We start from the raw sequence: 24,570 nt of genomic DNA, 5'->3' as shown, positions 1-24,570 counted from the left end.
ATCCAGGGACAGTTCTCCTTTAACGGTCGCAAAGCCGCCCGGCTTGACCCGGCGCGCGTCACCAGAACTGCCACTGGCCGGAGTGGATGACCCACAGGCCGAGCAGAAGGTTGGTCACGCCGTGCGAAACGATGGGCAGCCACAGGCGCCCGGTGGCGCGATACAGCCAGCCATAGACCAGACCGGCGACGATGCCGGCCGCCCACTGGCCGTGCTCGAAGCCGAACGCAATCGAACTGAACAGCACACTGCGCAGCGTAACCGACTGCGCCGCGACGGTCAGGAAGTTCGGGTTGTCGAGCCAGCGCATGATGAAAGAGCGCCAGAACAGCTCTTCCATGATGGGCACGACGACCGCGGCACCGAAGATGCGGATGACGACCAGCGCCATGATCAGCGCGCCGGCGTCGTCGAGCGGCTTGTAGCCCTCGCCCGGCTTGAATGCGAAGGGCGCAAAATCGAGCCAGATCCACAGCGCCCAGACTGCGACGCCCAGCGCCACAGCAAGCAGCCACGCGGACACACCGGACAGGGATGACGGTGCAGCCGGTGCGACGGCTCGCAGCTCGATGTAGTCGCGGCTGAACACTGCCAGCGCAGCGATCACGCAAGCGATCTGCAACGCATACATCCAGCGCGGGTCGACGTCGAGCGCCCCGGCGAGCGGTGCGGCGATGACGAGGAACAGGATGTAGAGCGCGAACGGCAGGATGCGCGCCAGCGCGGCACGGCGCGGAGTGATCGTGGAACTCATGTCGGGAGGATGACGCGCCAGACCGCGCGACAGACCGGTTTCGGGACAGCGCATGATAAGGCCGCCGTGCGACAGACACATGGCAGCGCTGCACAGTCCGCGGATTTCGGGACTTGGGTCAGCCGGCCAGGTGCCAGCGCGGCAACCACCCTGCTTCATCGGCCGCCGCAAGGAAGGGCGGCGCGATGTCGCAACCGGGCATCCAGACCGGACGCCCGTCGACGCACACGATGGGGACGCGATCGCGCAACCAGGGCGGCAGGCCGCATTCCTGCGCGATCTGCTTGATGCCGGCACGCGGCCGCCCCGGACCGCGCGGCAGACGGTCGCCGGGCGCCCGGGCACGCACGGTGACATGCGCCTGCGCAACCACCGACGCCGCAAGACCCTGCCCGCTGACCGGTTCGAAACGGATCTGCCCGGCACCCCACGCCTGCACCGGCTCCCCCGACCACCTCCGCTCGGCAGGCGGATCGAAATCGGGCATCAGCCACAGCGCGCCGCGGTGGCTGATGCCCGCCACACCGGCGTGCGCCACCGGGCAGGCCGACGTGGCCTGCGCCACGGCGAGCTGGCGGCGCCATTCGTCCAGCCAGGGTTCATTGGGCAACGTACGCGCACCATGCTGCCTGAGCAGCCAGCGCAGCAGATTGCGCTGGCGCGCGGCATCGAGCGCGATCAGCCCGTCGAGTCGGTAGCAGCGGCCCCACGACGTGGCCTCCGTGAGGGCTTCGGCGTCGCGCGCGGCGAGCACGTCGAGCAGGGTTTGCGCTTCGGCCAGACGGCGCGCGACGCCGGACATCGCTTCGGCCGCCCGCGGCCAGCGCGAGGTCAGCACCGGCAGGATGTTGCGGCGCAGGTAGTTGCGGGCGTAGCGCGTGTCGGCATTGGATTCGTCGTCGATCCAGCTCAGGCCGTGCGCCTGCGCATGGGCTTCGAGCGCACTGCGCGGCACGCCGAGCAGCGGTCGCAGCGTGGCGACGCGATCGCCATCGGCGGCGCGCCAGGCGGGCATGCCGGCCAGCCCGAGCAGGCCGGCGCCGCGCACCATGTTGTGCAGCAGCGTTTCGGCCTGATCGTCGGCGTGGTGGGCGGTCAGCAGCGTGTCGAGCCCGCGGTCATGCGCATGCGTGTGCAGCGCTGCGTAGCGCGCGTCGCGTGCGGCACATTCGAGACCGTCGGCCGAACTACGCGACACCTCGACGCGCAGCACGCTGAACGGCAGGTCGAGCGCCCGGCACTGCGCGGCGCAGACATCCGCCCAGTGATCCGCATTCGGACTGAGGTCGTGATGGACGTGGGCACATTCGAGCTGCCAGCCCTGCTGCGCACGCAGCGCCGCCAGACCATGCAGCAAGACGGTTGAATCGAGTCCGCCGCTGAAGCCGAGCAACAGCCGGCTGCCGTCGGTGCAGTGGGCCGCGAGTGCGGCAGCAAGCTGGCCGGACAGATCAGGCGACGGCCTGCTCCTTGAATTTGCCATAGGACATCAGTCGCTCGAAGCGGCGCTCCACCAGCTGGGTCGGGGTGAGATCGGCAAGCTGGCGCTGCGCTTCGGCCAGCGCGCGCTTGAGCGACGCGGCAACCGTGGTGTGGTCGCGGTGACCGCCGCCTGCAGGTTCGTTCACCACCTTGTCGATCAGGCCGAGGGTTTTCAGGCGCGACGCGGTGATGCCCATGATTTCTGCGGCGTCGGCAGCCTTGTCCGCGCTTTTCCACAGGATGGACGCACAGCCTTCCGGCGAAATGACCGAGTAAGTCGAGTACTGCAGCATCATCAACGTGTCGGCCACGGCGATCGCCAGTGCGCCGCCGGAGCCACCCTCACCGATGATGGTGGCGATGATGGGCACGCGCAGTTCGGCCATGGCGTACAGGTTGTGGCCGATGGCTTCGGACTGGCCGCGTTCTTCGGCGTCGATGCCCGGATAGGCGCCCGGCGTATCGATGAAGGTGAACACCGGCATGGCGAATTTTTCCGCCAGCTTCATCAGACGCAGTGCCTTGCGGTAACCCTCCGGACGCGGCATGCCGAAATTGCGATGGATCTTGTCTTTTGTGTCGCGCCCCTTCTGGTGACCGATCACCATGCAGGCGTGGCCGTTGAAGCGGGCGATGCCACCGACGATGGCGTGATCATCGGCGAACGAGCGGTCACCATGCAGTTCCTGGAACTCGGTGAACATCAGGCGGAAGTAATCGAGCGAATACGGACGCTGCGGATGGCGCGCCACCTGGGCAATCTGCCAGGGCGTGAGCTTGGCGTAGATATCCTTGGTGAGCGACTGGCTCTTTGCTTCGAGCCGGGCGATCTCTTCCGAAATATCGACCGCCGAGTCGTCCTGCACGAAACGCAACTCCTCGATTTTCGCCTCAAGTTCGGCGATCGGCTGTTCAAAATCGAGAAAGGTGGTTTTCATCGGCGGAGGGCCTGAAACGGAAAGGAACAGGATTTTACCGCGTACGCCGACCGTTCGGTCGGCAATGCGCGTGCCGGAGTCCGGATGCCGGATCGAGAGGGAATTGCAGAGAGATGGAGCGCCGCGCCACGCAGTCGTGGCGCGCAGTCCTACTTGATGCGGCGAAGGTGAGAGCGGCCGACCGGCTTGTCCGGTGTGGTGAGCACGGGCTGCTCGCTGCGTTCGGATGCAGCCGCCGGTGCCACGTCGGCACGAACGGTCTGACCCGGCGTGACTTCAAATGCCATGCCGTGACCGTTTTCGCGCGCATAGATCGCAGCGACACAATCGATTGGAATGGTCAATTCCTGCGCGACGCCGCCGAAACGGGCCGAACAGGTAATCAATTCGTTACCCATGACCAGTTGATGCACCGCTTCACGCCCGATGTTCAGGATGATCTGGCCATCCTTCACGTACTGGCGTGGGACGCCCGCGCGCTCGTCGACGACGACCGCGATATAGGGCGTAAGCCCCTGGTCCGCGCACCAGTCAAACAGCGCACGGAGCAGATAGGGCTTGGTCGAAACGGAACTCATCACATCCATGCAGTTGAACGAATACTCCGGGCAGTCTAGCGACGCATCACTTTTTCGGACGGCGTGAGCGCATCAATGAACCCCTGGCGGGAAAAGATACGTTCGGCGTACTTCATCAGCGGCGCAGCAGACTTGGGAAGTTCGATACCGTAGTGGTCAAGTCGCCATAGTAATGGAGCAATGGCAACGTCCAGCATGGAAAATTCCTCGCCCAGCATGTACTTCTGCTTGGCGAAGATCGCCGTGAGCTCGGTCAGACGATCACGCAGGTGCGCGCGCGACTTGTCGGCCGTGCGCGCATTCTTTTCCAGCGCCTCGATGTGCGAGAACAGTTCGTTCTCGACCGTATGCAGAAGCTGACGTGCGCGGGCCCGCATGATCGGGTCCGGCGGCATCAGTTGCGGGTGCGGAAAACGCTCGTCAATGTACTCATTGATGATGTTGGAGTCATACAGGATGAGGTCGCGATCAACCAGCACCGGCACGCGGTTGTAGGGATTGATGACCGCAATGTCTTCCGGCTTGTTGTACAGGTCGACATCAATGACCTGGAAATCCATGCCTTTTTCGTAGAGGACAATACGGCAGCGATGGGAAAAGGGATCGGTGGTCCCCGAGTACAGATTCATCATCGTGTTGACACCCCAGGAGTACTCGGCATCCCGCACCACGCGACGTACGCGTGATGGGGTCGCTTCGCGATGACCGAGAGCTTGCATGACTTTCGGGCGTATTTGATTAATGGACGTCTTTCCAGTACTCGCGCTTGAGCAGGTATGCCAGCGTGAGCAGGACGGAAAGACCGAGGATGACGAGCAGGCCGGTCTGGCGACGCTTTTCGGCGCCGGGTTCGGCCATGAAAACAAGGTAGGCAACCAGATCGCCGATCGCCGAATCGTACTCGGACTTGCTGAGCTTGCCCGGTTTCGTCAGTTCGATCTGCAGCGAATCCACTTCGCCGCCGTGGCCATCCGACACCTTCACGTGCCTGGCAGTCTGCTCGCCCTGAAGTTCGTACAGGACGTGCGGCATGCCGACGTTGGCAAAGGCCGTGTTGTTCCAGCCGGTCGGACGCGCGTCGTCGCGGTAGAAGCCGCGCAGGTAGGTGTAGAGCCAGTCTGCGCCGCTGCCATCGCCCGAGGCGCGCGAACGCGCCACCACACTCAGGTCGGGCGGCGCCGCGCCGAACCACTTGATGCCGTCGGCGCGCGTCATGCCGACGCGCATTGTTTCACCGACCTTGTCGGCAGCGAACAGCAGGTTGTCCTTGATCTGCTCGTCCGTCAGACCGATGTCGTTCAGGCGGTTGTAACGCATGTACGACGCCGAGTGGCAGTTCAGGCAGTAATTGACGAACATCTGCGCGCCGCGCTGGATCGCGAGGGCATCACGGAATTTCTCGGTCGGCGCGCGATCGAGTTGTACGTGACCGCCTGCGGCCATTGCAACCAAGGGGGCGAACAGGGCGCCCAGAAACAGGTTTTTGAGTTGTTTCATGATCTGTCTGGCTTTCAGTGTCCGGTCACGCGATCAGGTACGGGCTTCGTCTTGTCGATCGCGGTGTACCACGGCATCGCGATGAAGAACAGGAAGTAGATGATCGTGCAGATCTGCGACACCAGCGTGCCCATCGGCGTCGGTGCCTGCACACCCAGGTAACCCAGGATCAGGAAGGCGATGATGAAGATGGCCAGCGCTGCCTTGTAGATCGGGCCGCGATAGCGGATCGACTTCACTGGCGAGCGATCGAGCCAGGGCAGCAGGAAGAAGATCATCACGGACAGGCCCATGAAGATCACGCCCCACAGCTTCGCATCAACCCAGAAGAAATTCACCGTGTTGGCGCGCAGGATCGAATAGAACGGCGTGAAGTACCAGACCGGAGCGATGTGCGACGGCGTCTTCAGCGGGTCGGCCGGAATGAAGTTGTTGTATTCCAGGAAGTAACCGCCGAACTCGGGCGCGAAGAACACGACCGCCGAGAAGCAGATCAGGAAGACCACGGTACCGACGATGTCCTTCACCGTGTAGTACGGGTGGAAAGGAATGCCGTCGAGCGGAATGCCGGTCTTGGGGTCCTTGTGCTTCTTGATCTCCACCCCGTCCGGGTTGTTCGAGCCGACTTCGTGCAGCGCGATGATGTGCGCCGCAACGAGGCCGATCAGTACCAGCGGCACGGCGATCACGTGGAACGAGAAGAAGCGGTTCAGCGTTGCGTCACCGATCACGTAGTCGCCACGCAGCCAGATCGACAGATCATTGCCGATGAACGGAATGGCCGAGAACAGGTTGATGAGGACCTGTGCGCCCCAGTACGACATCTGTCCCCACGGCAGCAGGTAGCCCATGAAGGCCTCCGCCATCAGCAGAAGGAAGATCGCACAACCGAAGATCCAAACCAGTTCGCGCGGTTTGCGGTATGAGCCGTACATCAGGCCGCGGAACATGTGCAGATAGACCACGACGAAGAACGCCGAAGCGCCGGTCGAGTGCATGTAGCGGATCATCCAGCCCCATGGCACGTCGCGCATGATGTATTCGACACTGGCAAAGGCCACCGGAACACCCGACGCGTTCAGCGAAGCATCCGGCTTGAAGTGCATCACCAGGAAAATGCCTGTGACGACCTGGATCACCAGCACGAGCAGTGCGAGCGAACCGAAGAAGTACCAGAAGTTGAAGTTTTTCGGCGCGTAGTACTCCGCCAGATGTTCCTTGTACATCGACGTCAGCGGGAAACGCTGGTCGATCCAGCCCAGCAGGCCGGTAGTCGTTACAACCTTTTCGCCAGCCATCGCTCAACCCTCCTTGGAGTCCTGACCAACCAGGATTCGGCTGTCGGACAGGAACATGTAAGGCGGCACCGCGAGGTTGTCCGGTGCCGGCATTGCCTTGAATACGCGACCTGCGAGGTCGAAACTCGAACCGTGGCAGGGGCACACGAATCCGGCGACATCGCCGAGCTGCGCGTTCGAACCGGAAGCAAACGGGCCCGAGGGCGAACAGCCGAGATGGGTACAGATCGCCACGAGCACGGCGTACTCCGCGCGATCTTCGCGGGCGCGCTGCACGTTGCGGGCGTATTCGGGGGTGAATTCGGACGGGTTGCGTTCCGAATTGGGGTCAGCGAGCTTGTCCTCGATCTTCGTGAGGGCTTCGAGCTGTTCCGGCGTGCGACGCAGGATCCACACCGGTTTGCCCTGCCACTCGACAGTGGTCATTTCACCCGGAGCGAGTTTGGAAACATCCACCTCGACCGGAGCACCCGCGGCTTTCGCGCGCTCCGAAGGCGCCAGACTGGTCAGGAAGGGAACTGCGACTGCAAGTCCTGCAACGCCACCCGCACAGGCGGTTGCCACGAGCAGATTGCGGCGCCCGCAATCCATTTTTTTCTCATTGCCACTCATGCTTCACCCCGTCGAAACAATTGATTCTGCGCAACCTGCGATTATACCCCCAAGCGACTACTGCTTTAAACCCCCGACAAGCTTTCCGTGCCACTGAACCGTGCGATGCAAACCCGTCGTGCGGTGTATCGGCTCACAGCGCGCCCTGTTCGCGCATGCGCGCGATGCGTTCCGGTGCAATGCCAAGTTCGGCGAGCACCTGATCCGTGTGCGCGCCAAGCTCGGGGCCGATCCAGTCCGTGCCGCCCGGCGTTTCCGACAACCGCGGCACCACCGCGGGCGCTTTGAAGGGTCGGCCGTCCGGCAGTTCCAGCGTTTCGAACATGGCGCGCGCGAGAAACTGCGGATCGGCGACGATGTCTTCGATCGAATACACCCGGCTGACCGGCACGTCGGCTTCGCCCAGCACGCGCAGCACTTCTTCGCCATCGCGCTCGGCCACCCAGGCGTCGATCAGCGCATAGATTTCGTCGCGCCGCGCATCGCGGCCTGCGTTGTCGGCGAGTGAAGGGTCGACGGCGAGATCGGGGCGACCGAGGGCGGCCATCAGGCGCTTGAAAATCGCGTCGCCATTGCCGCCGATGATGATGTGACGGCCGTCGCGTGCGGTGTGGGTGTTCGACGGCGTGATGCCGGGCATGATGTTGCCGGTACGGCCGCGGATGAAGCCGAACACGTCGAACTCCGGCAACATGCTCTCCATCATCGCGAACACGGCTTCGTACAGGGCGACGTCAACGGTCTGGCCCTGCCCCGCTCCGCGCCCGCCGGTGGCATCGCGGTGGCGCAGCGCCATCAGCGCGCCGATGACGCCCCACAGCGCGGCGATCGAATCTCCGATCGAAATGCCGACCTTGACCGGCGGTCGGTCCGGGAAGCCGGTGATGTAGCGCAGGCCGCCCATCGATTCGCCGATGGCGCCGAAACCGGGTTGTTCGGCCATCGGCCCGGTCTGGCCGAATCCAGACAGACGGACGATGACCAGCGACGGATTGAGCGCTCGCAGCGTTGTTTCAGGCAGGCCGAGCTTGTCCAGCACGCCGGGGCGGAAGTTTTCGACCAGTACGTCGGCGTCGGCCAGCAGGCGACGCAGTACGTCGAGACCGTCCGGGTGCTTCAGGTTGAGCGTGACCGACTTCTTGTTGCGCGCCTGTACGAACCACCACAGCGACGTTCCTTCGTAAAGCAGACGCCATTTGCGCAGCGGATCGCCGCCGTCCGGCGATTCGATCTTGATCACTTCGGCACCGAATTCGGCCAGGATGCGCGACGCGAACGGGCCGGCGATCAAGGTGCCCAGTTCGACCACCTTCAGGCCGGACAGTGGTCTGACAGCCGGATCGCTCATGCGGGCCGTCGTTCCGACAGCGCCTGGGCAATGGTGCCGATATCGGTGTGCTCGAGTTCGCCGCCGACCGGCAGGCCGCGCGCGATACGGCTTACCGCAAGGCCGCGCGCACGCAACATTTCGCCGAGGTAGTGCGCGGTGGCTTCGCCTTCATTGGTGAAATTGGTGGCGAGGATGACTTCGGTCACCTGAGGGTCGGCCGCGCGTTCCAGCAAGCGCTCGAGCCTCAGCTCGCGCGGGCCGACGCCTTCCAGCGGAGCGATGCGCCCCATCAGGCAGTAATACAGGCCGGCATAGCTCTGCGTCTGCTCCATCATCAGCATGTCGGCCGGGCTTTCGACAACGCACAGCAGCGACGCATCACGGCGCGGCGAGGCACAGCGCTCGCACACCTCGAGTTCGGTGAAGGTATTGCAGCGCACGCAATTGTGCAGCCGGGTCAGCGCCTGACCGAGCGCGCGGGCCAGCTTTTCGGCGCCCTGCCGGTCACGCTGCAGCAGGTGAAAAGCCATGCGCTGTGCGCTTTTCGGGCCGACCGACGGCAGGCAGCGCAACGCGTTCACCAACTCGTCGAGGACACCCGGCGTCATCCGTGCAGCACGGTTATCAGAACGGCAGCTTGAAGCCGGGTGGCAAATTCAGACCGGATGTGAAGCCGGCCATCTTTTCTGCCGTGGTCGTCTCAACCCGACGCACTGCGTCGTTCACCGCAGCGGCCAGCAGGTCTTCGAGCATTTCGCGGTCATCCATGACCGACGGGTCGATGCTGACGCGACGCACGTCGTGCTTGCACGTCATGACAACCTTCACCATGCCGGCACCGGACTGGCCCTCGACCTCGACGGTCGCCAGCTGGTCCTGCATCTTCTTCATGTTTTCCTGCATCTGCTGGGCCTGTTTCATCAGGCCACCGATGCCACCTTTCATCATGGTGCGATCCTCAAAGTGGTTTTATCGAGTCTTCGATCAGCCGGGCATCGAACTGTTCAATGACCTGCTGAACAAAGGGGTCGTTCCGCATCGCCTCGCGCGCCTGCTGCTCGCGCGCCTGCTGTTCGGCGGACAGTCGCTGCGCCACGGTCTGCGACACCGGGGCGCCGTGTTCGAACTGCAGTTGCACGGGCATGCCGAGCGCAGCCTGCACGGCGGCGCGCAACTTGTCCTGCGCGCTGCTGACCAGATGTGCCATCTCGCGCGGCAGGCGCAGACGGATGCGTCCGCCGTCGCTGCCCAGCCATTCGCACTGGTGCGCGAGCTGGCGCGTCAGTGCCACGATGTCGAGCCGGTCGACCAGTGCATGCCAGTCTTCGTTGGAGTGCAGCACCGCACCGACGGCCTGGACTTCCGCGGGCGTGGGCAGAGGCGCCACATCGGACGGAAACGCGGAAGGTGCCTCGATGTGCGGCGACGCGGATACCTGCGCCATCGGTTCGCGCTCGACCGGCACGGGCGCGATGGCTGGCGTTGGCGCAACGACCGGCGGCAGCGGCGCGCTGGCGCGGGCCACGCGCGGTGGCGCCTGCAGCGCGGCACTCTGCCCGCGCGGTGTGGCCGCCAGCGGCGGCGGCGTGTCGGGACGGAACGCCAGCAGGCGCAGCAAGGTCATCGAAAAGCCGGTCACCTCATCGGGCGCCATCGGCAGATCATTGCAGCCCTGCACGACGATCTGGTAGGCCAGTTGCACCGATTCGGCATCCATCGCCTCGACGTAAGGCGCCAGGCGCAGTCGCTCGACGTCGTCGGTGATGGCGTCGGGTACCCGCTGCGCCATGGCGACGCGATGAAGCAGCACGGCCAGTTCGCGCAGCGCCTGATCGAAATCGACACTGCGCGCCCGCATCTGTTCGGTCAGGGCCATCAGCGCAGCGCCGTCGCCGGTGACAAGCGCGTCGAGCACGAGGTAGAGGTGTTCGTCGCCGACGGTGCCCAGCATGTCGAGCACATCCTGCTCGATCAGCCGGCCGGCGCCGTGGGCGATCGCCTGATCGAGCAGCGACAGCGCGTCGCGCATTGATCCGGCTGCCCCCTTGGAAATCGGCCGCAGTGCTGCCGGCTCGTATTCGACCTGTTCGGCATCGAGCACGCAGGCGAGGTGTCGCACGATGGCGTCGGGCTGCATCTGCTTCAGGTTGAACTGCAGGCAGCGGCTCAGCACCGTGACCGGAATCTTCTGCGGATCGGTCGTCGCGAGGATGAATTTCACATGCTCGGGCGGCTCTTCGAGCGTCTTCAGCATCGCGTTGAAGGCGTGCCCGGTCAGCATGTGGACTTCGTCGATCATGTAGACCTTGTAGCGGCCGCGCGCGGGCGCGTAGGCCGCTTTTTCGAGCAGGGCCGCCATGTCGTCCACGCTGCGGTTGGATGCAGCATCCATCTCGACGTAGTCAACGAAGCGCCCGGCGTCGATCTCGGTGCAGGCGGCACAGACGCCGCAAGGCTTCGCCGTGATGCCGGTGTCGCAGTTCAGGCTCTTGGCGAGGATGCGGGCGATCGTCGTCTTGCCGACGCCGCGCGTGCCGGTGAAGAGGTAGGCGTGATGCAGGCGTTGCTGTTCCAGGGCATGGGTCAGCGCGCGCACGACGTGGTCCTGACCGATCAGCGTGTCGAAGCTGCGGGGACGCCACTTGCGCGCTAGAACCTGATAACTCATCGGAACGCTGGCGGGAGGGGAAGGATGGAAACCCGGGAGACGGATCCAGCAAAAAAGGGAGGGTGGCGAGCCTGACCCCCGGCACTCATGGTGAGCAGCTGTGGCTGCTTCCTTCCGGATCTGACCAGATTCACCGCGCCACGATGCGGGGAGACCCGCCACGCCGAATGATAACCCGAGCCGCCCGGCTTGGGCGACACCGGCGGCAAATTAGCCGCCGCCGCGCTGGAAGTGGCGGTCGAAGCGCGCCATGAACTCCTGCATCACGGCGCCGTCACGGGACGGAAAGTTGATCTGCACGCGCAGCCTGGGAAGGCTCAGCAGACCGATGTTCAGCGCAGGCAGCTCGTCGGCGGTCAGCTGCCAGGTCTTGCCGCAGACCTGCTCGCCACGATGCACCAGTGGCAGACCGACCGCACCGGGCAGCATGCCGAAAAACTCGGCGCGACCGATGCTCATGACGCGTTCGACGCGCCCCGATTCAAGTTCGGCCGGCTTCAGCGGAAACGCCATGCTCACCCGCCAGCCACCGGCGGCCAGATGGCCAGCACGTCATTTTCGACCAGCGGATGCGCGTCGCGGCTGGCCGGCGGAATGTAGTGGCCATTCACCAGCACCAGATGGACCAGGCGCTTGGGCAGCTGATGGCGATCGATGAGGTCGCCGACGGTGGTGCCGTCGGCGACCTCCATCGGCCACTCGTTGGTGCGCTTCGCCTCGTCCGGCAGATGGTCCGACAACGAGGCATAGAGCTTCAGCGTCACCCGCATCGTCAGTGCGCAACCCCGGCGATCGGCGCAGCGCTCTGCGCCTGGGCGCTCGACAGATAGGCTTCCATGACGCGCAGCGGGTCCTGCATCAGGCGTTCCTTCCAGGTACCGAGCGGCGTACGCGTCTGGATCAGGCCGCGCAGCACACCGACGTGGTCGGTCAGGCCGATCGAGGTCGCGCCGACCAGCACGTCTTCCTTGAACTGCAGGCTGATGTAACGGAAGCGCTTGTCGTCGATCATTTCGACCGCATCCCCACCGTCGGCGCCCCACCACTGACCGAAGGACGCTGAAATCAGGCCCAGCGTGTCGAGCACGTTGATCGCCATGGTGCCCTGCGAGCGCGAGCTGCGGCCGGCCATGTTCATGGCGGCGACACGGCCCTGATCGACCGCGTTCGGCTGGATGGCGTTGACCAGGCGTTCGCCGGTCGAAAAATCGATCGCTTCGGCCACGTCCCCCGCCGCGAACACACCCGGCACATTGGTTTCGCAGCGTTCGTCGATCAGGATGCCGGTCGCGCAGGCGACGCCGCTGCCTTCGAGGAAGGCGGTATTGGGCTTGACGCCGGCGGCCGCGATGATCAGGTCGGCCACCACTTCCTTGCCGTCACCCAGCGTAGCGACCAGGGCATCGCCGTCCTGACGGATCGCCGTGACACGCGCATTCGTATGGACGGTCACACCCTTCTGTTCGACCCAGCGCGCGATCATGCTGCCGGCCTTGGACGTCATCATGCGCGGCACCATGCGGTCGCCCATTTCGACGATGTCGAGCTTGACGCCACGCGAGGCAAGCGCTTCCATGATGATGCAGCCGATGAAGCCGGCGCCGATCTGCAGCACCCGGGCGCCCTTCTTTGCCTTGGCGGCGATGTGGCGCGCATCTTCAAGCGTCCAGCAGCTGTGAACATTCGGCGAATCGATGCCAGGTACCGGCAGGCGCAGCGGGTGTGACCCGGTGCAGATCAGCAGCCTGTCGTACTGCAGTGCGGTGCCGTCTTCGAGATGGACCGTGCGGCCGGTGGTGTCGACCGATTTCGCGCGTCCGAGCACTTCGCGAATGCGCAGCGACTCGAAGTGGCGGTCCGTCTTGCGCAGCCAAGTGCCCTTCTCTTCGATATTACCGACCAGCAGATAGGGAATGGCCATGCGCGAATACGGCCGCTCCGGCTCATCGCCGATCATGACGATGTCGGCCGATGCGTCCGCGCGGCGCAGCGCCTCGGCGGCGACCACTCCGGCCGGACCGTTGCCGATGATGACGTGTTTCATGTTTGTTCCTGTCGAAATGCGCCGCGCCCCGAAGGGCGCGGCGAGGTCAGGGGTAAAACCCGATCAGAGGCCCAGGCGGGCGACGGTTTCGGCGGTCGGGCGACCTTCCGGGTCCCAGCCGCGCAGGTCGTAGTACTCGGGAATCATCTTGTCGATACCTGAAACCAGACCTTTGGCCGGACCGACCTTGGCCGCTTCCGTCTTCAGGCGGGCCGGCAGATCGTCGTCCTTGCGCGTGAAACCGGCCGCGTTGTTGAACTGTCGCTCCATGTTCCAGATGCGTTCGCCCATCAGGTCCAGCTTTTCCATCGACCAATCGCCTTCGCACGCCGCCTGCAGTTGCGGCTGGATGTCGGACAGCGCCCAGGCAAAGGTCGTGAACACGCACAGGCCAGTCGAATCGACCACCGCTGTCGCGTCCTGGAAGGCCTTGACCAACGCCGGCTTGCCTTCGGTCGTCAGCGGATCGGTCTTGACCGGAATGCCCAGCACTTCGGACGAAATCGTATAAGAACGCAGGTGACAGGCGCCGCGGTTCGACGTCGCATAGGTCAGGCCCATGCCCTGCACGGCGCGCGCATCGTAGGCCGGGAATTCTTGGCCCTTGACCGACATCGACAGTTCGGGATGACCGTACTTCTCGCACAAACGCTTCGAACCGAGGCCGATGATCTTGCCGAAGCCTTCGCCGCGGGCAGTGATTTCGGTCAGATAGGTCAGCGCCCTGGCAGAACCGAAAGGCGCTTCGATGCCGACTTCTTCCTTCGTCAGCACGCCCATTTCATACAGTTCCATCACCGCACCGATGGTGGCGCCGAAGGAAATCGGGTCGAAGCCGTCTTCGTTGCAGAGCATGGTCGCGTACTGAAGCGCATCCAGGTCATCGACGCCATTGGCACAGCCAAGCGCCCAGGCCGCTTCGTATTCCAGACCGCCCGATGCACCCCAGTACTTCGGGCTGTTGACCACGGTGTAGTGCGTGGCGTCGATCTTGGAGATGCGACCACAGGCGATGGTGCAGCCAAAGCAGGCCTGGTTGTTGATCAGTTGCGCCTTGCCATCGCTTTCGCGCGGCTCGTGCATCGCCTCGGCCGAAATCTTGCGCGCGCCTTCGAACTGCACATCCTTGTGGTTGCGCGTCGGCATGGCACCGATTTCGTTGATCACGTTCATCAGCACCTGCGTGCCGTAGGTCGGCAGGCCCTGACCGGTAACCGCGTTCTCCTTGAGGATCTTCTTCTTCTCGAAGGTAACCTTCATGAACTCCTTCGGATTGGCGATGTTGCCAACACCCAGCGTGCCGCGTACCGCAATCGCTTTCAGGTTCTTCGAGCCGGCGACGGCACCGACGCCGGAACGGCCGGCTGCGCGGTGCAGGTCATTGACGATGGCGGCGTACAGCACGCCGTTTTCGCCGGTGCGGCCGATACAGGACACACGGACCTGCGGATCCTGATGTTCCGACTTGATCTGACCTTCGGTTTCCCACACGGTCTTGCCCCACAGATGGGAGGCATCGCGCAGTTCGACCTTGTCGTTCTCGATCGACAGATAGACCGGGCTCGACGCACGGCCTTCGATGATCACCATGTCCCAGCCGGCGAACTTCAATTCGGCGCCGAAGTAGCCGCCGGAGTTCGAACAGGCGATGGCGCCGGTCAGCGGGCCCTTGGTGACGACCGAATAGCGGCCGCCTGTGGAGGCCATCGTGCCGGTCAGCGGGCCGGTCGCCCAGATGATCTTGTTGTCCGGCGACAGCGGATCGACCTTCGGATCGATTTCCGACGCCAGGTACTTCGTCGCCAGACCGCGCTGACCCAGATAGTCGTGCGCCCACTCCATGTTGAGCGGCTCGCTCGTACAGGTGCGGTCGGTCAGATTTACGCGGAGAATTTTACGTGTCCATGCCATGTCGGTATCCCTTTCGGTGGTCAGGCAGACGGGTTGCCGAGCTTGTCGGCCCACTGGCGCATGCGCTCCAGCCCGGTCCAGTTGGCATCGACATACGTGATGGCACCCGTCGGACAAGCTTCGGCACAGGCCGGGTCGCCACCGCACAGGTCGCACTTCTGGACCTTGCCGGTTTCGGCGACGTAATTCACCGTGCCGAACGGACAGGCAATCGTGCAAACCTTGCAGCCAACGCAGACATCTTCGAGCACCACCTTGGCGCCATTGGTCTTGTCGAGCTTGATCGCCTCGACCGGACAGGCATGCATGCACCAGGCTTCGTCGCACTGAGTACAGGTGTACGGCACCTTGGCGCCGGTGTGGTGAAACTCGAACACCTTGATGCGCGACAGCGAATTATTGAAGACCCCGTAGTTCTCGAACGAGCAGGCCATTTCGCACTGCAGGCAGCTCGTGCATTTCGAGGGGTCAATATGTAGTGATTTCTGCATGTTCAGTCGCTCCTCCACATTCTGGGCGTATCACTGTGTGGTTCGACGCACGGTGCGCCGGCTATGAAAACCGCTTCATATTTTAGCGCCCGGATTTTCCCCGCGGGAGGCCTTTCGGCGGGTCAGCACGGGGGTTTGAGTGCGGCGAGTGTGTTCAATGCGTCCAGATGTCCAGATTCTGGACATCTGGACAGTTGCGGCGCAAAAAGCACCGCGGCGGCGCTCACGGTTCGTAGCGCGTATCGAGATAGCTGCGGATGGCCCACATGGCTTCCTGCGCCATCGTGCCTTCGAACGGCGGCATGTAAACCGCACCGTTGCGCACGCGTCCGCGGCGGACCGTGTTGATGAAGTAGTCGTCGCTTTCGGCGTCGAGCGGCAGCATCCGGAGATCCGGCGCGATACCGCCGCTGATGGCTTCCAGCCCGTGGCAGCGCGCACAATTCTGGTTGTAGGCCGAGGTGCCGATGCGGATGGCTTCCTTGTCGCCACGATAAGGGTTTTCCTTCATCCATTCCGCGCCGAGCGGCTTGAGCCCGCTGACGTCGACTGCCTGGGGCACGACGTCGCCGTGTGCCTCGACGCGCAACGTGGTCGCCGCGCCCAACGTAATCAACGCGGTACAGACCAGCGTTGCCTTCAAAATCCGGTTACCTGCTTTCATCACTCCTCCGTAAATATCCGTTACTGCAACACAATATGCGGCCCCAGCCCGTTAGCAGGATGCGTGCCACGTTAAACTCGAGTACGTGCCGAGCGGCAACACCCTCGTGCCGCACCGAAAACAACGCGCGGCAAGGCAGGTGCGCATACAGCCGGTCGCCATGATGCCTCAGGAGTGAGGATGCGCGTGCGCCCTAGGTGCGGCGGTGCTTCAGGCCTTACTATCTGCCATGAACAGTTTGCAGGGCACTATCAGTCGCCCGTCGCGTCACACGCCAGAGTCGGCATCACCGGCCATCGCGCGTGGTTCAAGGTTCGGAGGAGAGCATGGATTTGACAACGCCTGACGGCGTGCGCAGTGCGCAGGCCCACGAAATCATGCGCAGCGAAGGCGAAGTGCCCGCTGGCGTGCTACCGACACTGATCGAAACGTCGTGGAGCCGCTGCATCAGTCGCGGCCTCGACGCCGACAGTTGCAGCAAGGAAGTGGAGCGTGCACGACGCGACGTCCTGCTGACCGAGCGTGAGCGCAACGAATGTCTGCTCAAGCACGCGGCCCCCGTGATGAACGGCCTGTATGCGCAGATCGCCCGCTCCGGCAGCATGATCGTGCTGACCAACGCCTCCGGCTTCATCATTCATTCGGTCGGCGACCAGAGCTTTCTGGACCGCGCGTCGAAAGTCGCGCTGTCGCCGGGCGTCGAGTGGTCGGAAGAAAGCAAGGGCACCAATGCCATCGGCACTGCGCTGGTCGAACAGGCGCCGGTATCGGTGCATGGCTCGCAGCATTTCTTTTCCGCCAACCACTTCCTGAGCTGTTCGGCATCTCCGATCTTCGATCCGTGCAGCCGCATGCTGGGCGTGCTCGACGTGACCGGCGATTCGCGCACGCCGTCGCACCACAGTCTGGCGCTGATCAATCTGGCTGTTCAGACGATCGAGAACCAGTTGTTTGCGCATGCCTTTCCGGAAGGCTTCCTGCTGCACTGCCACGTCCAGCACGAACTGATCGGCACGGTATTCGAGGCGCTGCTTGCGTTCGACCAGGAGGGCCGCGTGCTGTCTGCCAACCGCAGCGCCTGCCGGCTGATCGGCCGCAGCCATGCCGAACTGATGAACCACAGCTTTTCGTCGATGTTCGACAAGTCGCTGAGCGCGCTGTACGACCCGCTGATGCGCGGCACGGACATCATTGAATTGCGCCTGTTCGGCGGCCGAACACTGTTCGGCCGGCCGCGGCCGGGCGTGCTAGCACGCCCGCCAGCCCGTGTTTTCAGCATGGATGTTTCTCGCCATGACGCATCGACAGGGACTTCGCTGCGGCCGCCGGCCGACCCGGATTGCGGCCTGGAGCGCCTGAGCACCGGTGACGCGCAGATGAATGCCGTTGTGGAAAAGGTGAAGCGCGTGCTCGGCCGCGACATTCCGGTGCTCATCCAGGGCGAGACCGGTACCGGCAAGGAGCTGCTGGCGCGCGCCATCCACGACGAAGGCCCGCGTCGCGACCACAACTTTGTGGCGGTCAACTGTGCGGCGATTCCGGATGGTCTGATCGAATCGGAACTGTTCGGCTACGAAGATGGCGCCTTCACGGGCGCCCGGCGCAAGGGCTACGCCGGCCGCATCATGCAGGCCGATGGCGGCACACTGTTTCTTGATGAAATCGGCGACATGCCGCTGGCGCTGCAGGCGCGCCTGCTACGCGTGCTGCAGGAACGCAACGTGGTACCGCTGGGCAGCGGCCGCGCCTCACCGGTCGACCTGTCGATCATCTGCGCCACCCACCGCAAGCTGCGTGATCTGGTCGCCCAGGGCATGTTCCGCGCCGACCTTTACTACCGGCTCAACGGGCTGACCGTCATGCTGCCGCCGCTGCGCGAACGCAGTGACCTGCGCGCGCTGGTGCAGCGCATACTCGACAGTGAATCGTCGATTCCGCGCGGCCTGAGCATCGACGACGAGGTGCTCGCGCTGTTCGAACGCCATCCCTGGCCGGGCAACATGCGCCAGCTGGCCAACCTGCTGCGCACCGCAGGCGTCATGGCGGCGGACGATGGCGTGATCGGCCGGCCGCACCTTCCGGATGACTTCATCGACGAACTGGATCATCAGCCTGCCGGCAATGGGCTGGCAGCAGAAGGCGCGGCGGGCGGTGGTGGGGCACCCTGCGATCTCGACAGCCTGACACTGCGCGCAATCCGTGAGTCGCTGTCGCGCAATGATGGCAACGTCGCGGCGACGGCACGCGAACTCGGCATCAGCCGCACCACGCTCTACCGCAAGCTCAAGGAAGGCTGACCGGCAGATCAGGTTGTAAATGACGGGCAAAAAAAAGCCGGCCTTGTGAGCCGGCTCAAGAGCCATGTCCTGCTGAAGAGATACCGTGCCTGAAAACACTGAAACAGACACGGCACAGGAACCAATGCAAGCGTCGTGCCTGCATCGGTCCTTTCTGCAAATTACTTGTGCAGCTTGAACACCCACATCGAACCACCCTGATTCAGGTAGTTCACCTTCTTGGCGACGTCGCCACCCCACAGCGGCACTGCGCCACCCCAGCCGGTTGCAACACCGATGTACTGCTCGCCGTCCTGCTCCCACGTGATCGGGGGGGCCACGACGCCGGTGCCGGTCTGGAAGGACCACACTTCCTTGCCCGTCTTCGCGTCAGCTGCCTTCAGGAAGCCTTCCGGGGTACCCCAGAACACCAGCCCGCCCTTGGTTGTCATCACACCACCCCACAGCGGAGCGTTGTTGGTGACTTCCCACACGATCTTGCCGGTCTTCGGATCCACCGCGCGCAGGGCGCCGATGTACTTGTCCTCGATGGTTTTGATCGTGAAGCCGGCGCCCAGATAGGCCGCACCCTTCTTGTAGGTGATCGGTTCGTTCCAGATTTCCATGCCCCACTCGTTGGCCGGCACGTAGAACAGGCCGGTGTCCGGGCTGTAGGCCATCGGCATCTGGTTCTTGCCGCCCAGGAAGGACGGTGTCGCGAACACGGATTCGCCCTTCTTGCCGTCAGCGCTCTTGGCCGGGTCGCCGGGGCGGTTGGCCGGGTCGAAAATCGGCCTGCCTTCGGCGTCCAGGCCCTTGGCCCAGGTGATCTTGTTCACGAACGGGAAGCCGCGTTCGAACTTGCCGGTATTGGCATCCAGCACGTAGAAGAAGCCGTTGCGGTCGGCCTTGCCACCCATGCGCTTGCCGTTCATGTCGAAGGTGACGAATTCATTCACACCGTCGTAATCCCAGCCGTCATTCGGCGTGCCCTGGAAGTGCCACTTGATCTGACCGGTGGTCACATCGATGGCGACGGTCGAGCACGAGAACAGGTTGTCGCCGGGGCGCAGGTGGCTGTTCCACGGTGCAGGGTTGCCGGTCCCGAAGTAAGCCAGGCCGGTCTTCGCGTCATAGCTGCCGCCCAGCCAGGTGGCTGCGCCGCCGGTCTTCCACAGGTCACCGGTCCAGGTGGCGTTCAGCGTGCCACTGATGCCGTTTTCCGTCTTGTTGCCTGCGGCGTCGTACTTGTAGCCCATGTGGCCTTCGACCGTCGGGCGGACCCACACCAGCTTGCCGGTCTTCGGATCGCGTGCCTCAACGCGGCCGATGACGCCGAATTCACCACCGGACACGCCAGTCAGCAGCAGGCCCTTGGCGATGATCGGGGCGGCGGTATTCGAGTAGCCGGCCTGATAGTCGTCGATCTTTTCCTTCCACACGACCTTGCCGGTGTTCTGGTCGAGCGCAACGAGTTGTGCGTCCAGCGTGCTGAAGATGACCAGGTCGCCGTAGGCGGCGGCGCCACGATTCACCACGTCGCAACACGGCATGATGCCGTCCGGCAGGCGGTGTTCGTACTGCCACAGCTTGGTGCCGGTCTTGGCGTCCAGCGCGTACAGGCGCGAGTAGGAGCCGGTCACGTACATCTTGCCGTTGATGATCAGCGGCTGCGATTCCTGGCCGCGCTGCTTTTCACCACCGAAGGAGAAGGACCAGGCCGGAACCAGGTTCTTGACGTTCTTCACATTGATCTTGTCGAGCGGGCTGTAGCGCTGACCTTCGGTGCCCATGCCCCACGACAGGATGCTGGTCGTGGTCTTGGCGTCGGCTTCGATGTCCTTGTCGGTGACGCCGGCCATGACTTGCGGCGCAGCCAGCGCGGCGAATGCAGACAGCAGGACGCCGGACAGCGTCGTGGTACGCAAACCTTTCATACTTCCTCCTCAGTGGTGAGTTTGTCTCTTGTTTGCCGGGATGTCTTCCCTTGATCGGCTAGCAGCGATCGCAAGAAGCGGGCCAAGTACAAACGAGGGGGAAATACGGTCGCGCCACCTTGCGAGCGGCGCGAAACAGGTCAGGTGTTCATTTTTGTTTCAATCGGGAAGGCGCAGCAGTGTTCAGCGTCTGCTGTTCGTAGCGGCCATACAGGTGTGTCACCGAACGTTCGAATTCGCTGCGCGCAAGCGGCATCTGCACGAAGCGTTCGGGGATCGGCAGCACCATCACTTCGGCCATGTCCATGCCGCTCGTCGCAGCACGACTCAGCGTGTCGTCGAGCCAGTCGAGCCAGTCGCGCGTCTGACCGATGCCGCGCCGGTCGTCGTGCACCGGACCATGGCCGGGCAGTGTGCGCTTCACCGGGAGTGCGGCCAGCGTGTCGAGCGCGGCGCGCCAATGGGTGATCGAAGCGTGCGGCGTGGTCGGTGCCCGGTCGAGGAAAATCAGGTCACCGGCGTACAGCACGCCGGTGGTGCGGTCGAAAATCGCCAGATCGCCGCCAGTGTGCCCTTCCAGCGCGATCAGCTCGAACTCGTGACCGCCTATCGTCAGCCGTCCCGCCTGTGCCGCCTGATCCGCCACGGTGACTTCGGTGCCGGCCAGCCAGTCACCGGCCATGCGGTACATGTTGTCGGCGAAGGCTCCGCCCTGCTCCCGCATGCCGGCCTGCGCAGCCGGCAGCGCCGCCATCGGCACGCCGGAGAATGACTGATTGCCGAGGAAGTGGTCGGGGTGCTGGTGGGTGTTGAACACCCGGATGACCGGACGGTCGGTCACGCGGGCGATGGCCGCCCGCATCTGTTCGCCGTAGCGACGTGACGGTCCGGTGTCAATCACCACAACGCCCTCGGCCGTCACCACAAAGGCGGTATTGACTATATTGCCGCCGTTGTCCCGGGTGATGTCCTCGGTCCGGCCGACGAAAGCCCAGCTGTTGTCGGCGATCTTCTGCGGTACGAGGCCGTAGTCGAAACGGTCCGTGGCAGCCGGATCGGCCGCCTGCGCCAGCAGCGTGCCACCGGCCAGCGCGAGGGCGAGCAGGAACCGCCCGATCATGGCTGCACCATCGCGTCGATGCGGTTGCCGTTGTTGTCGCGACCGACCACGCGCAGTGCCGCCTTGCCGGTATCCGGCAGGTCGAACGAAAACACCGGGTTTTCGCTCAGCGGCTCGAAGGTTTCCATACGCAGCATCGCCTCGCCGCTGGCGTCCTCGACCGCCAGCTGCTCGATGTAGAAGGCGGGAATGCCTGGCGCGAGGCCGGTATCCATCGGATGCATGATGCGCAGCCGCACGCGCTGGTTCTGCCCGTCGTGGAATACGCGCGCCTGCACCTGGTTCAGCGTGCTGGCCCAGTCCGGTGCACTGCGCCCGGTGCTGGGCGCCGTGCAGCCGCCGCCCGCCGCGTCGACCCACACGCCGCCCGCATACCATTTGCCGTCGCCGGTCTGCACCAGCGCGCGGATGGGGCTGGCCTGCTGCAGCTTGATGCGGAAGGACAGGCCGGGTTGCGCCAGTAGCGGCTGGTAGTCGAGCACCTTGACGATGGGATTGAAGTCGGCAACCACCAGCACGCGCTTCACGTCGGGCAGGTTCCGGAACTTGATCGTGACCGGCACGTTCATCGAATCTTCGGCCACCTTGGGCGCCAGCACCTCGACACGAGAATCGAAGGTGACCGGCGCGTTGCCGGCATATTCGCGCTGCAGGTCGGGCCAGCGCGACGAACCGAGCGGGTCGGCCGCGCCGGCCGCTGCACCAAGCCCCAGCGCCAACCAGAGCGCCACCAGTAACTGCTTCATCGGGATCCACTCCTCGTTATCGATCTTTGTGTCAGTGCAACGTCCTGTTCAGGCAAGCAAGTCGAGGGCCATCGACTGCATCGGCCTCCGGCACAACAGCCACCGGTACCCCAAAGCGCGAGCTTAACGCCATGCGGCTGTCTCAGGTCGCGACATCAAGGTGTTCAACAGTGGAACACCCGCAAAGACCGGGACCGACTCCCTGCTTTCGCGGGAATTTTCTACCAACAGCTTGCGACCGGCCTGCCTACGCTGCAGTGCGTGTCGCAGCCCGTCACCCGGATGCCATGGCGAGCGGCGACGCCGACACGACACATCACACTGAAAGAGGAGTCAGGATGAAAACGTTTTCACTGAAGAACCCGGCACTTTGCATCGCGCTCGGCGCGCTGCTCGCCAGCCCGGCCCACGCCGCAAAGACGGTGAGCTGGGAAGACATCGTCAACGACGACAAGACGACCGGCGACGTGCTGACCTACGGCCTGGGCATGAAGGCCCAGCGTCACAGCCCGCTGAAACAGATCAACACCCAGACCGTGTCGGCGCTCTCCCCCGCCTGGTCCTATTCCTTCGGTGGCGAAAAGCAGCGCGGCCAGCAGGGGCAGGCGCTGGTGCACGACGGCGTCATCTACATCACCGGTTCGTACTCGCGCATGTATGCCATCGAAGCGAAGACCGGCAAGCGGCTGTGGACCTACGAGCACCGCCTGCCCGACGACATCCGCCCGTGCTGCGACGTGGTGAACCGCGGCGCTGCCATCTATGGCGACAAGGTGTACTTCGGCACGCTGGACGCCGGCATGGTCGCCCTGAACAAGGACACCGGCAAGGTCGTCTGGTCGAAGAAGTGGGGTGATCACAAGATCGGCTACACGATGACCGGCGCACCGTTTGTCGTGAAGGACCAGAAGAGCGGTCGCGTCATGCTGGTGCACGGCTCGTCGGGTGACGAATTCGGCGTGATCGGCTATCTGTTTGCACGCGATGTCGACACCGGCGAAGAAATCTGGGCGCGCCCGATGGTCGAAGGCCACATGGGTCGGCTGAACGGCAAGGACAGCACGCCGACCGGCGACGCCAAGGCTCCCAGCTGGCCGGATGACCCCAGCTCGCCGACCGGCAAGGTCGAAGCCTGGAGTCACGGCGGTGGTGCCCCCTGGCAGACCGCCTCGTTCGACGTCGAACAGAACATGGTCGTGATCGGCACCGGCAACCCGGCGCCGTGGAACACCTGGAAGCGCACCAAGGAAGGCGACAGCCCGTCCAAGTGGCCCAGCCTGTTCACGTCCGGCCAGGCCTATGTCGATGCATCGACCGGCGAACTGAAGGGCTTCTTCTCGCACACGCCGAACGACGCCTGGGACTTCTCGGGCAACAATTCGGTGCTGCTGTTCGAGTACAAGGATCCGAAGACCGGCAAGCTGGTGAAGGCTTCGGCGCACGCCGACCGCAACGGCTACTTCTTCGTGACCGATCGCGAGAAGCTGGCCACTGGTGCCGGCTACCCGTGGAAGCAGACTGCGCTGATCGGCGCCTGGCCGTTTGTCGATGGCATCACCTGGACCAAGGGTTTCGACCTCAAGACCGGCATGCCGAACGTGGTCGAAAGCCAGTACCCGCCGAAGCCGAAGGCGGGTGAAGAGAAGGGCGAAAGCATTTTCGTGTCGCCGCCCTTCCTCGGCGGAACGAACTGGATGCCGATGTCCTATAGCCCGGTTACCGAGCTTTTCTACATTCCGGGCAACCACTGGGCGATGGACTACTGGGCGGAAAACGTCACCTACAAGGCGGGTGCCGCCTACCTCGGCCAGGGCTTCCGCATCAAGAAACTGTTTGATGACCACGTCGGCACGCTTCGGGCGATCGACCCGAAGACCGGCAAGATCGCCTGGGAACACAAGGAGCAGTTCCCGCTGTGGGCAGGCACGCTGACCACCGCGGGTGGCCTGTTGTTCACGGGTACGTCGGACGGCTACGTGAAGGCCTTCGACGCCAGGACCGGCAAGGAGATGTGGAAATTCCAGACCGGCTCCGGTGTGGTTTCGGTGCCCATCACGTGGGAACAGGACGGTGAGCAGTACGTCGGCATCGCGTCAGGCTACGGTGGTGCCGTGCCGCTGTGGGGCGGCGACATGGCCGAGCTGACCAAGCAGGTGAATCAGGGCGGCTCGTTCTGGGCCTTCAAGTTGCCGAAGCGCTGATGCAGCGGGGCCGCGAGGCCCCG

The 24,570-nt window shown here is 64.0% G+C and carries 23 protein-coding genes and 1 other RNA gene; 2 read left to right on the top strand and 22 right to left on the bottom strand.

The window, feature by feature from the left end; translation table 11 throughout:
• Nucleotides 1-58: 58 nt before the first annotated feature.
• The 19 genes from Q8Q80_RS06245 to pedF form a co-directional block, all read right to left on the bottom strand.
• Nucleotides 59-808, bottom strand: coding sequence for a CAAX prenyl protease-related protein (locus tag Q8Q80_RS06245; RefSeq protein WP_305632093.1), 750 nt, complete (start codon nt 806-808; stop codon nt 59-61).
• A gap of 64 nt (nt 809-872) precedes the next feature.
• On the bottom strand, nt 873-2,237 hold the full coding sequence (tilS, locus tag Q8Q80_RS06240; protein ID WP_305632092.1) for a tRNA lysidine(34) synthetase TilS: 1,365 nt from the start codon (nt 2,235-2,237) through the stop codon (nt 873-875).
• On the bottom strand, nt 2,206-3,174 hold the full coding sequence (locus Q8Q80_RS06235) for an acetyl-CoA carboxylase carboxyltransferase subunit alpha (protein WP_305632091.1): 969 nt from the start codon (nt 3,172-3,174) through the stop codon (nt 2,206-2,208). The genes tilS and Q8Q80_RS06235 overlap by 32 nt, the downstream gene beginning before the upstream one ends.
• Before the next feature lie 149 nt (nt 3,175-3,323).
• Nucleotides 3,324-3,761 (bottom strand): ClpXP protease specificity-enhancing factor, encoded by a 438-nt coding sequence (locus Q8Q80_RS06230; RefSeq protein WP_371132707.1) that lies wholly within the window; start codon nt 3,759-3,761, stop codon nt 3,324-3,326.
• A 26-nt stretch (nt 3,762-3,787) separates the two neighbouring features.
• Nucleotides 3,788-4,384 (bottom strand): glutathione S-transferase N-terminal domain-containing protein, encoded by a 597-nt coding sequence (locus Q8Q80_RS06225; protein ID WP_305632113.1) that lies wholly within the window; start codon nt 4,382-4,384, stop codon nt 3,788-3,790.
• Between the two features lie 106 nt (nt 4,385-4,490).
• On the bottom strand, nt 4,491-5,249 hold the full coding sequence (locus tag Q8Q80_RS06220; protein WP_305632089.1) for a cytochrome c1: 759 nt from the start codon (nt 5,247-5,249) through the stop codon (nt 4,491-4,493).
• A 14-nt stretch (nt 5,250-5,263) separates the two neighbouring features.
• Nucleotides 5,264-6,547, bottom strand: a complete 1,284-nt coding sequence (locus Q8Q80_RS06215) for a cytochrome bc complex cytochrome b subunit (protein WP_305632088.1) — start codon at nt 6,545-6,547, stop codon at nt 5,264-5,266.
• A 3-nt stretch (nt 6,548-6,550) separates the two neighbouring features.
• Nucleotides 6,551-7,159, bottom strand: a complete 609-nt coding sequence (gene petA, locus Q8Q80_RS06210; RefSeq protein ID WP_305632087.1) for a ubiquinol-cytochrome c reductase iron-sulfur subunit — start codon at nt 7,157-7,159, stop codon at nt 6,551-6,553.
• 133 nt (nt 7,160-7,292) lie between these two features.
• Nucleotides 7,293-8,507, bottom strand: a complete 1,215-nt coding sequence (locus Q8Q80_RS06205; protein ID WP_305632086.1) for a CaiB/BaiF CoA-transferase family protein — start codon at nt 8,505-8,507, stop codon at nt 7,293-7,295.
• A complete protein-coding gene (gene recR / locus Q8Q80_RS06200) occupies nt 8,504-9,097 on the bottom strand; it encodes a recombination mediator RecR (protein ID WP_257097553.1) in 594 nt (197 codons plus the stop codon). Before recR ends, Q8Q80_RS06205 begins: the two co-directional genes overlap by 4 nt.
• A 16-nt stretch (nt 9,098-9,113) precedes the next feature.
• Complete coding sequence (locus Q8Q80_RS06195; RefSeq protein ID WP_371132706.1) at nt 9,114-9,437, bottom strand: YbaB/EbfC family nucleoid-associated protein; 324 nt, start codon at nt 9,435-9,437, stop codon at nt 9,114-9,116.
• 10 nt (nt 9,438-9,447) lie between these two features.
• Nucleotides 9,448-11,157, bottom strand: a complete 1,710-nt coding sequence (dnaX, locus tag Q8Q80_RS06190) for a DNA polymerase III subunit gamma/tau (RefSeq protein WP_305632085.1) — start codon at nt 11,155-11,157, stop codon at nt 9,448-9,450.
• A gap of 61 nt (nt 11,158-11,218) precedes the next feature.
• Nucleotides 11,219-11,317: signal recognition particle sRNA small type (gene ffs / locus Q8Q80_RS06185), an RNA gene on the bottom strand.
• Between the two features lie 50 nt (nt 11,318-11,367).
• Nucleotides 11,368-11,670 carry a hypothetical protein gene (locus Q8Q80_RS06180; protein ID WP_305632084.1) on the bottom strand — a complete coding sequence of 101 codons (303 nt, stop codon included), beginning with the start codon at nt 11,668-11,670 and terminating at the stop codon, nt 11,368-11,370.
• 2 nt (nt 11,671-11,672) lie between these two features.
• A complete protein-coding gene (locus tag Q8Q80_RS06175) occupies nt 11,673-11,927 on the bottom strand; it encodes a MoaD/ThiS family protein (RefSeq protein ID WP_069037844.1) in 255 nt (84 codons plus the stop codon).
• Nucleotides 11,928-11,929: 2 nt separating this feature from the next.
• Entirely contained in the window at nt 11,930-13,201 is a 1,272-nt protein-coding gene (locus Q8Q80_RS06170; RefSeq protein WP_305632083.1) for an NAD(P)/FAD-dependent oxidoreductase, read from the bottom strand.
• Between the two features lie 63 nt (nt 13,202-13,264).
• Complete coding sequence (locus Q8Q80_RS06165) at nt 13,265-15,112, bottom strand: aldehyde ferredoxin oxidoreductase family protein (protein WP_305632082.1); 1,848 nt, start codon at nt 15,110-15,112, stop codon at nt 13,265-13,267.
• 20 nt (nt 15,113-15,132) lie between these two features.
• Nucleotides 15,133-15,603, bottom strand: a complete 471-nt coding sequence (locus Q8Q80_RS06160; RefSeq protein WP_305632081.1) for a 4Fe-4S dicluster domain-containing protein — start codon at nt 15,601-15,603, stop codon at nt 15,133-15,135.
• 223 nt (nt 15,604-15,826) lie between these two features.
• Entirely contained in the window at nt 15,827-16,267 is a 441-nt protein-coding gene (gene pedF, locus Q8Q80_RS06155; RefSeq protein WP_305632080.1) for a cytochrome c-550 PedF, read from the bottom strand.
• Nucleotides 16,268-16,593: 326 nt separating this feature from the next.
• On the opposite strand from pedF, the gene Q8Q80_RS06150 reads away from it, so the two are divergent.
• Nucleotides 16,594-18,564 carry a sigma-54-dependent Fis family transcriptional regulator gene (locus Q8Q80_RS06150; protein WP_305632079.1) on the top strand — a complete coding sequence of 657 codons (1,971 nt, stop codon included), beginning with the start codon at nt 16,594-16,596 and terminating at the stop codon, nt 18,562-18,564.
• Between the two features lie 161 nt (nt 18,565-18,725).
• Here the strand turns inward: Q8Q80_RS06150 and Q8Q80_RS06145 are convergent, their stop codons facing one another.
• The 3 genes from Q8Q80_RS06145 to Q8Q80_RS06135 all read right to left on the bottom strand — a co-directional run bounded on the left by Q8Q80_RS06145 (nt 18,726) and on the right by Q8Q80_RS06135 (nt 22,346).
• The gene (locus Q8Q80_RS06145) at nt 18,726-20,480 is read right to left on the bottom strand and encodes a PQQ-dependent methanol/ethanol family dehydrogenase (RefSeq protein WP_305632078.1); all 1,755 of its coding nucleotides are present in this window, start codon (nt 20,478-20,480) and stop codon (nt 18,726-18,728) included.
• A 148-nt stretch (nt 20,481-20,628) separates the two neighbouring features.
• Nucleotides 20,629-21,600: a quinoprotein relay system zinc metallohydrolase 1 gene (locus Q8Q80_RS06140; RefSeq protein ID WP_305632077.1), complete on the bottom strand. Its 972-nt coding sequence runs from the start codon at nt 21,598-21,600 to the stop codon at nt 20,629-20,631.
• Nucleotides 21,597-22,346, bottom strand: a complete 750-nt coding sequence (locus Q8Q80_RS06135; RefSeq protein WP_305632076.1) for a quinoprotein dehydrogenase-associated SoxYZ-like carrier — start codon at nt 22,344-22,346, stop codon at nt 21,597-21,599. The genes Q8Q80_RS06140 and Q8Q80_RS06135 overlap by 4 nt, the downstream gene beginning before the upstream one ends.
• 338 nt (nt 22,347-22,684) lie before the next feature.
• Between Q8Q80_RS06135 and Q8Q80_RS06130 the strand changes: the two genes are divergently transcribed.
• Entirely contained in the window at nt 22,685-24,547 is a 1,863-nt protein-coding gene (locus Q8Q80_RS06130; protein WP_305632075.1) for a methanol/ethanol family PQQ-dependent dehydrogenase, read from the top strand.
• Nucleotides 24,548-24,570: the final 23 nt, after the last annotated feature.

Origin of the sequence: Methyloversatilis sp., assembly GCF_030698125.1 — a bacterium.
Taxonomy (GTDB): domain Bacteria; phylum Pseudomonadota; class Gammaproteobacteria; order Burkholderiales; family Rhodocyclaceae; genus Methyloversatilis.
This window is presented reverse-complemented; position numbering and strand designations above follow the sequence as displayed.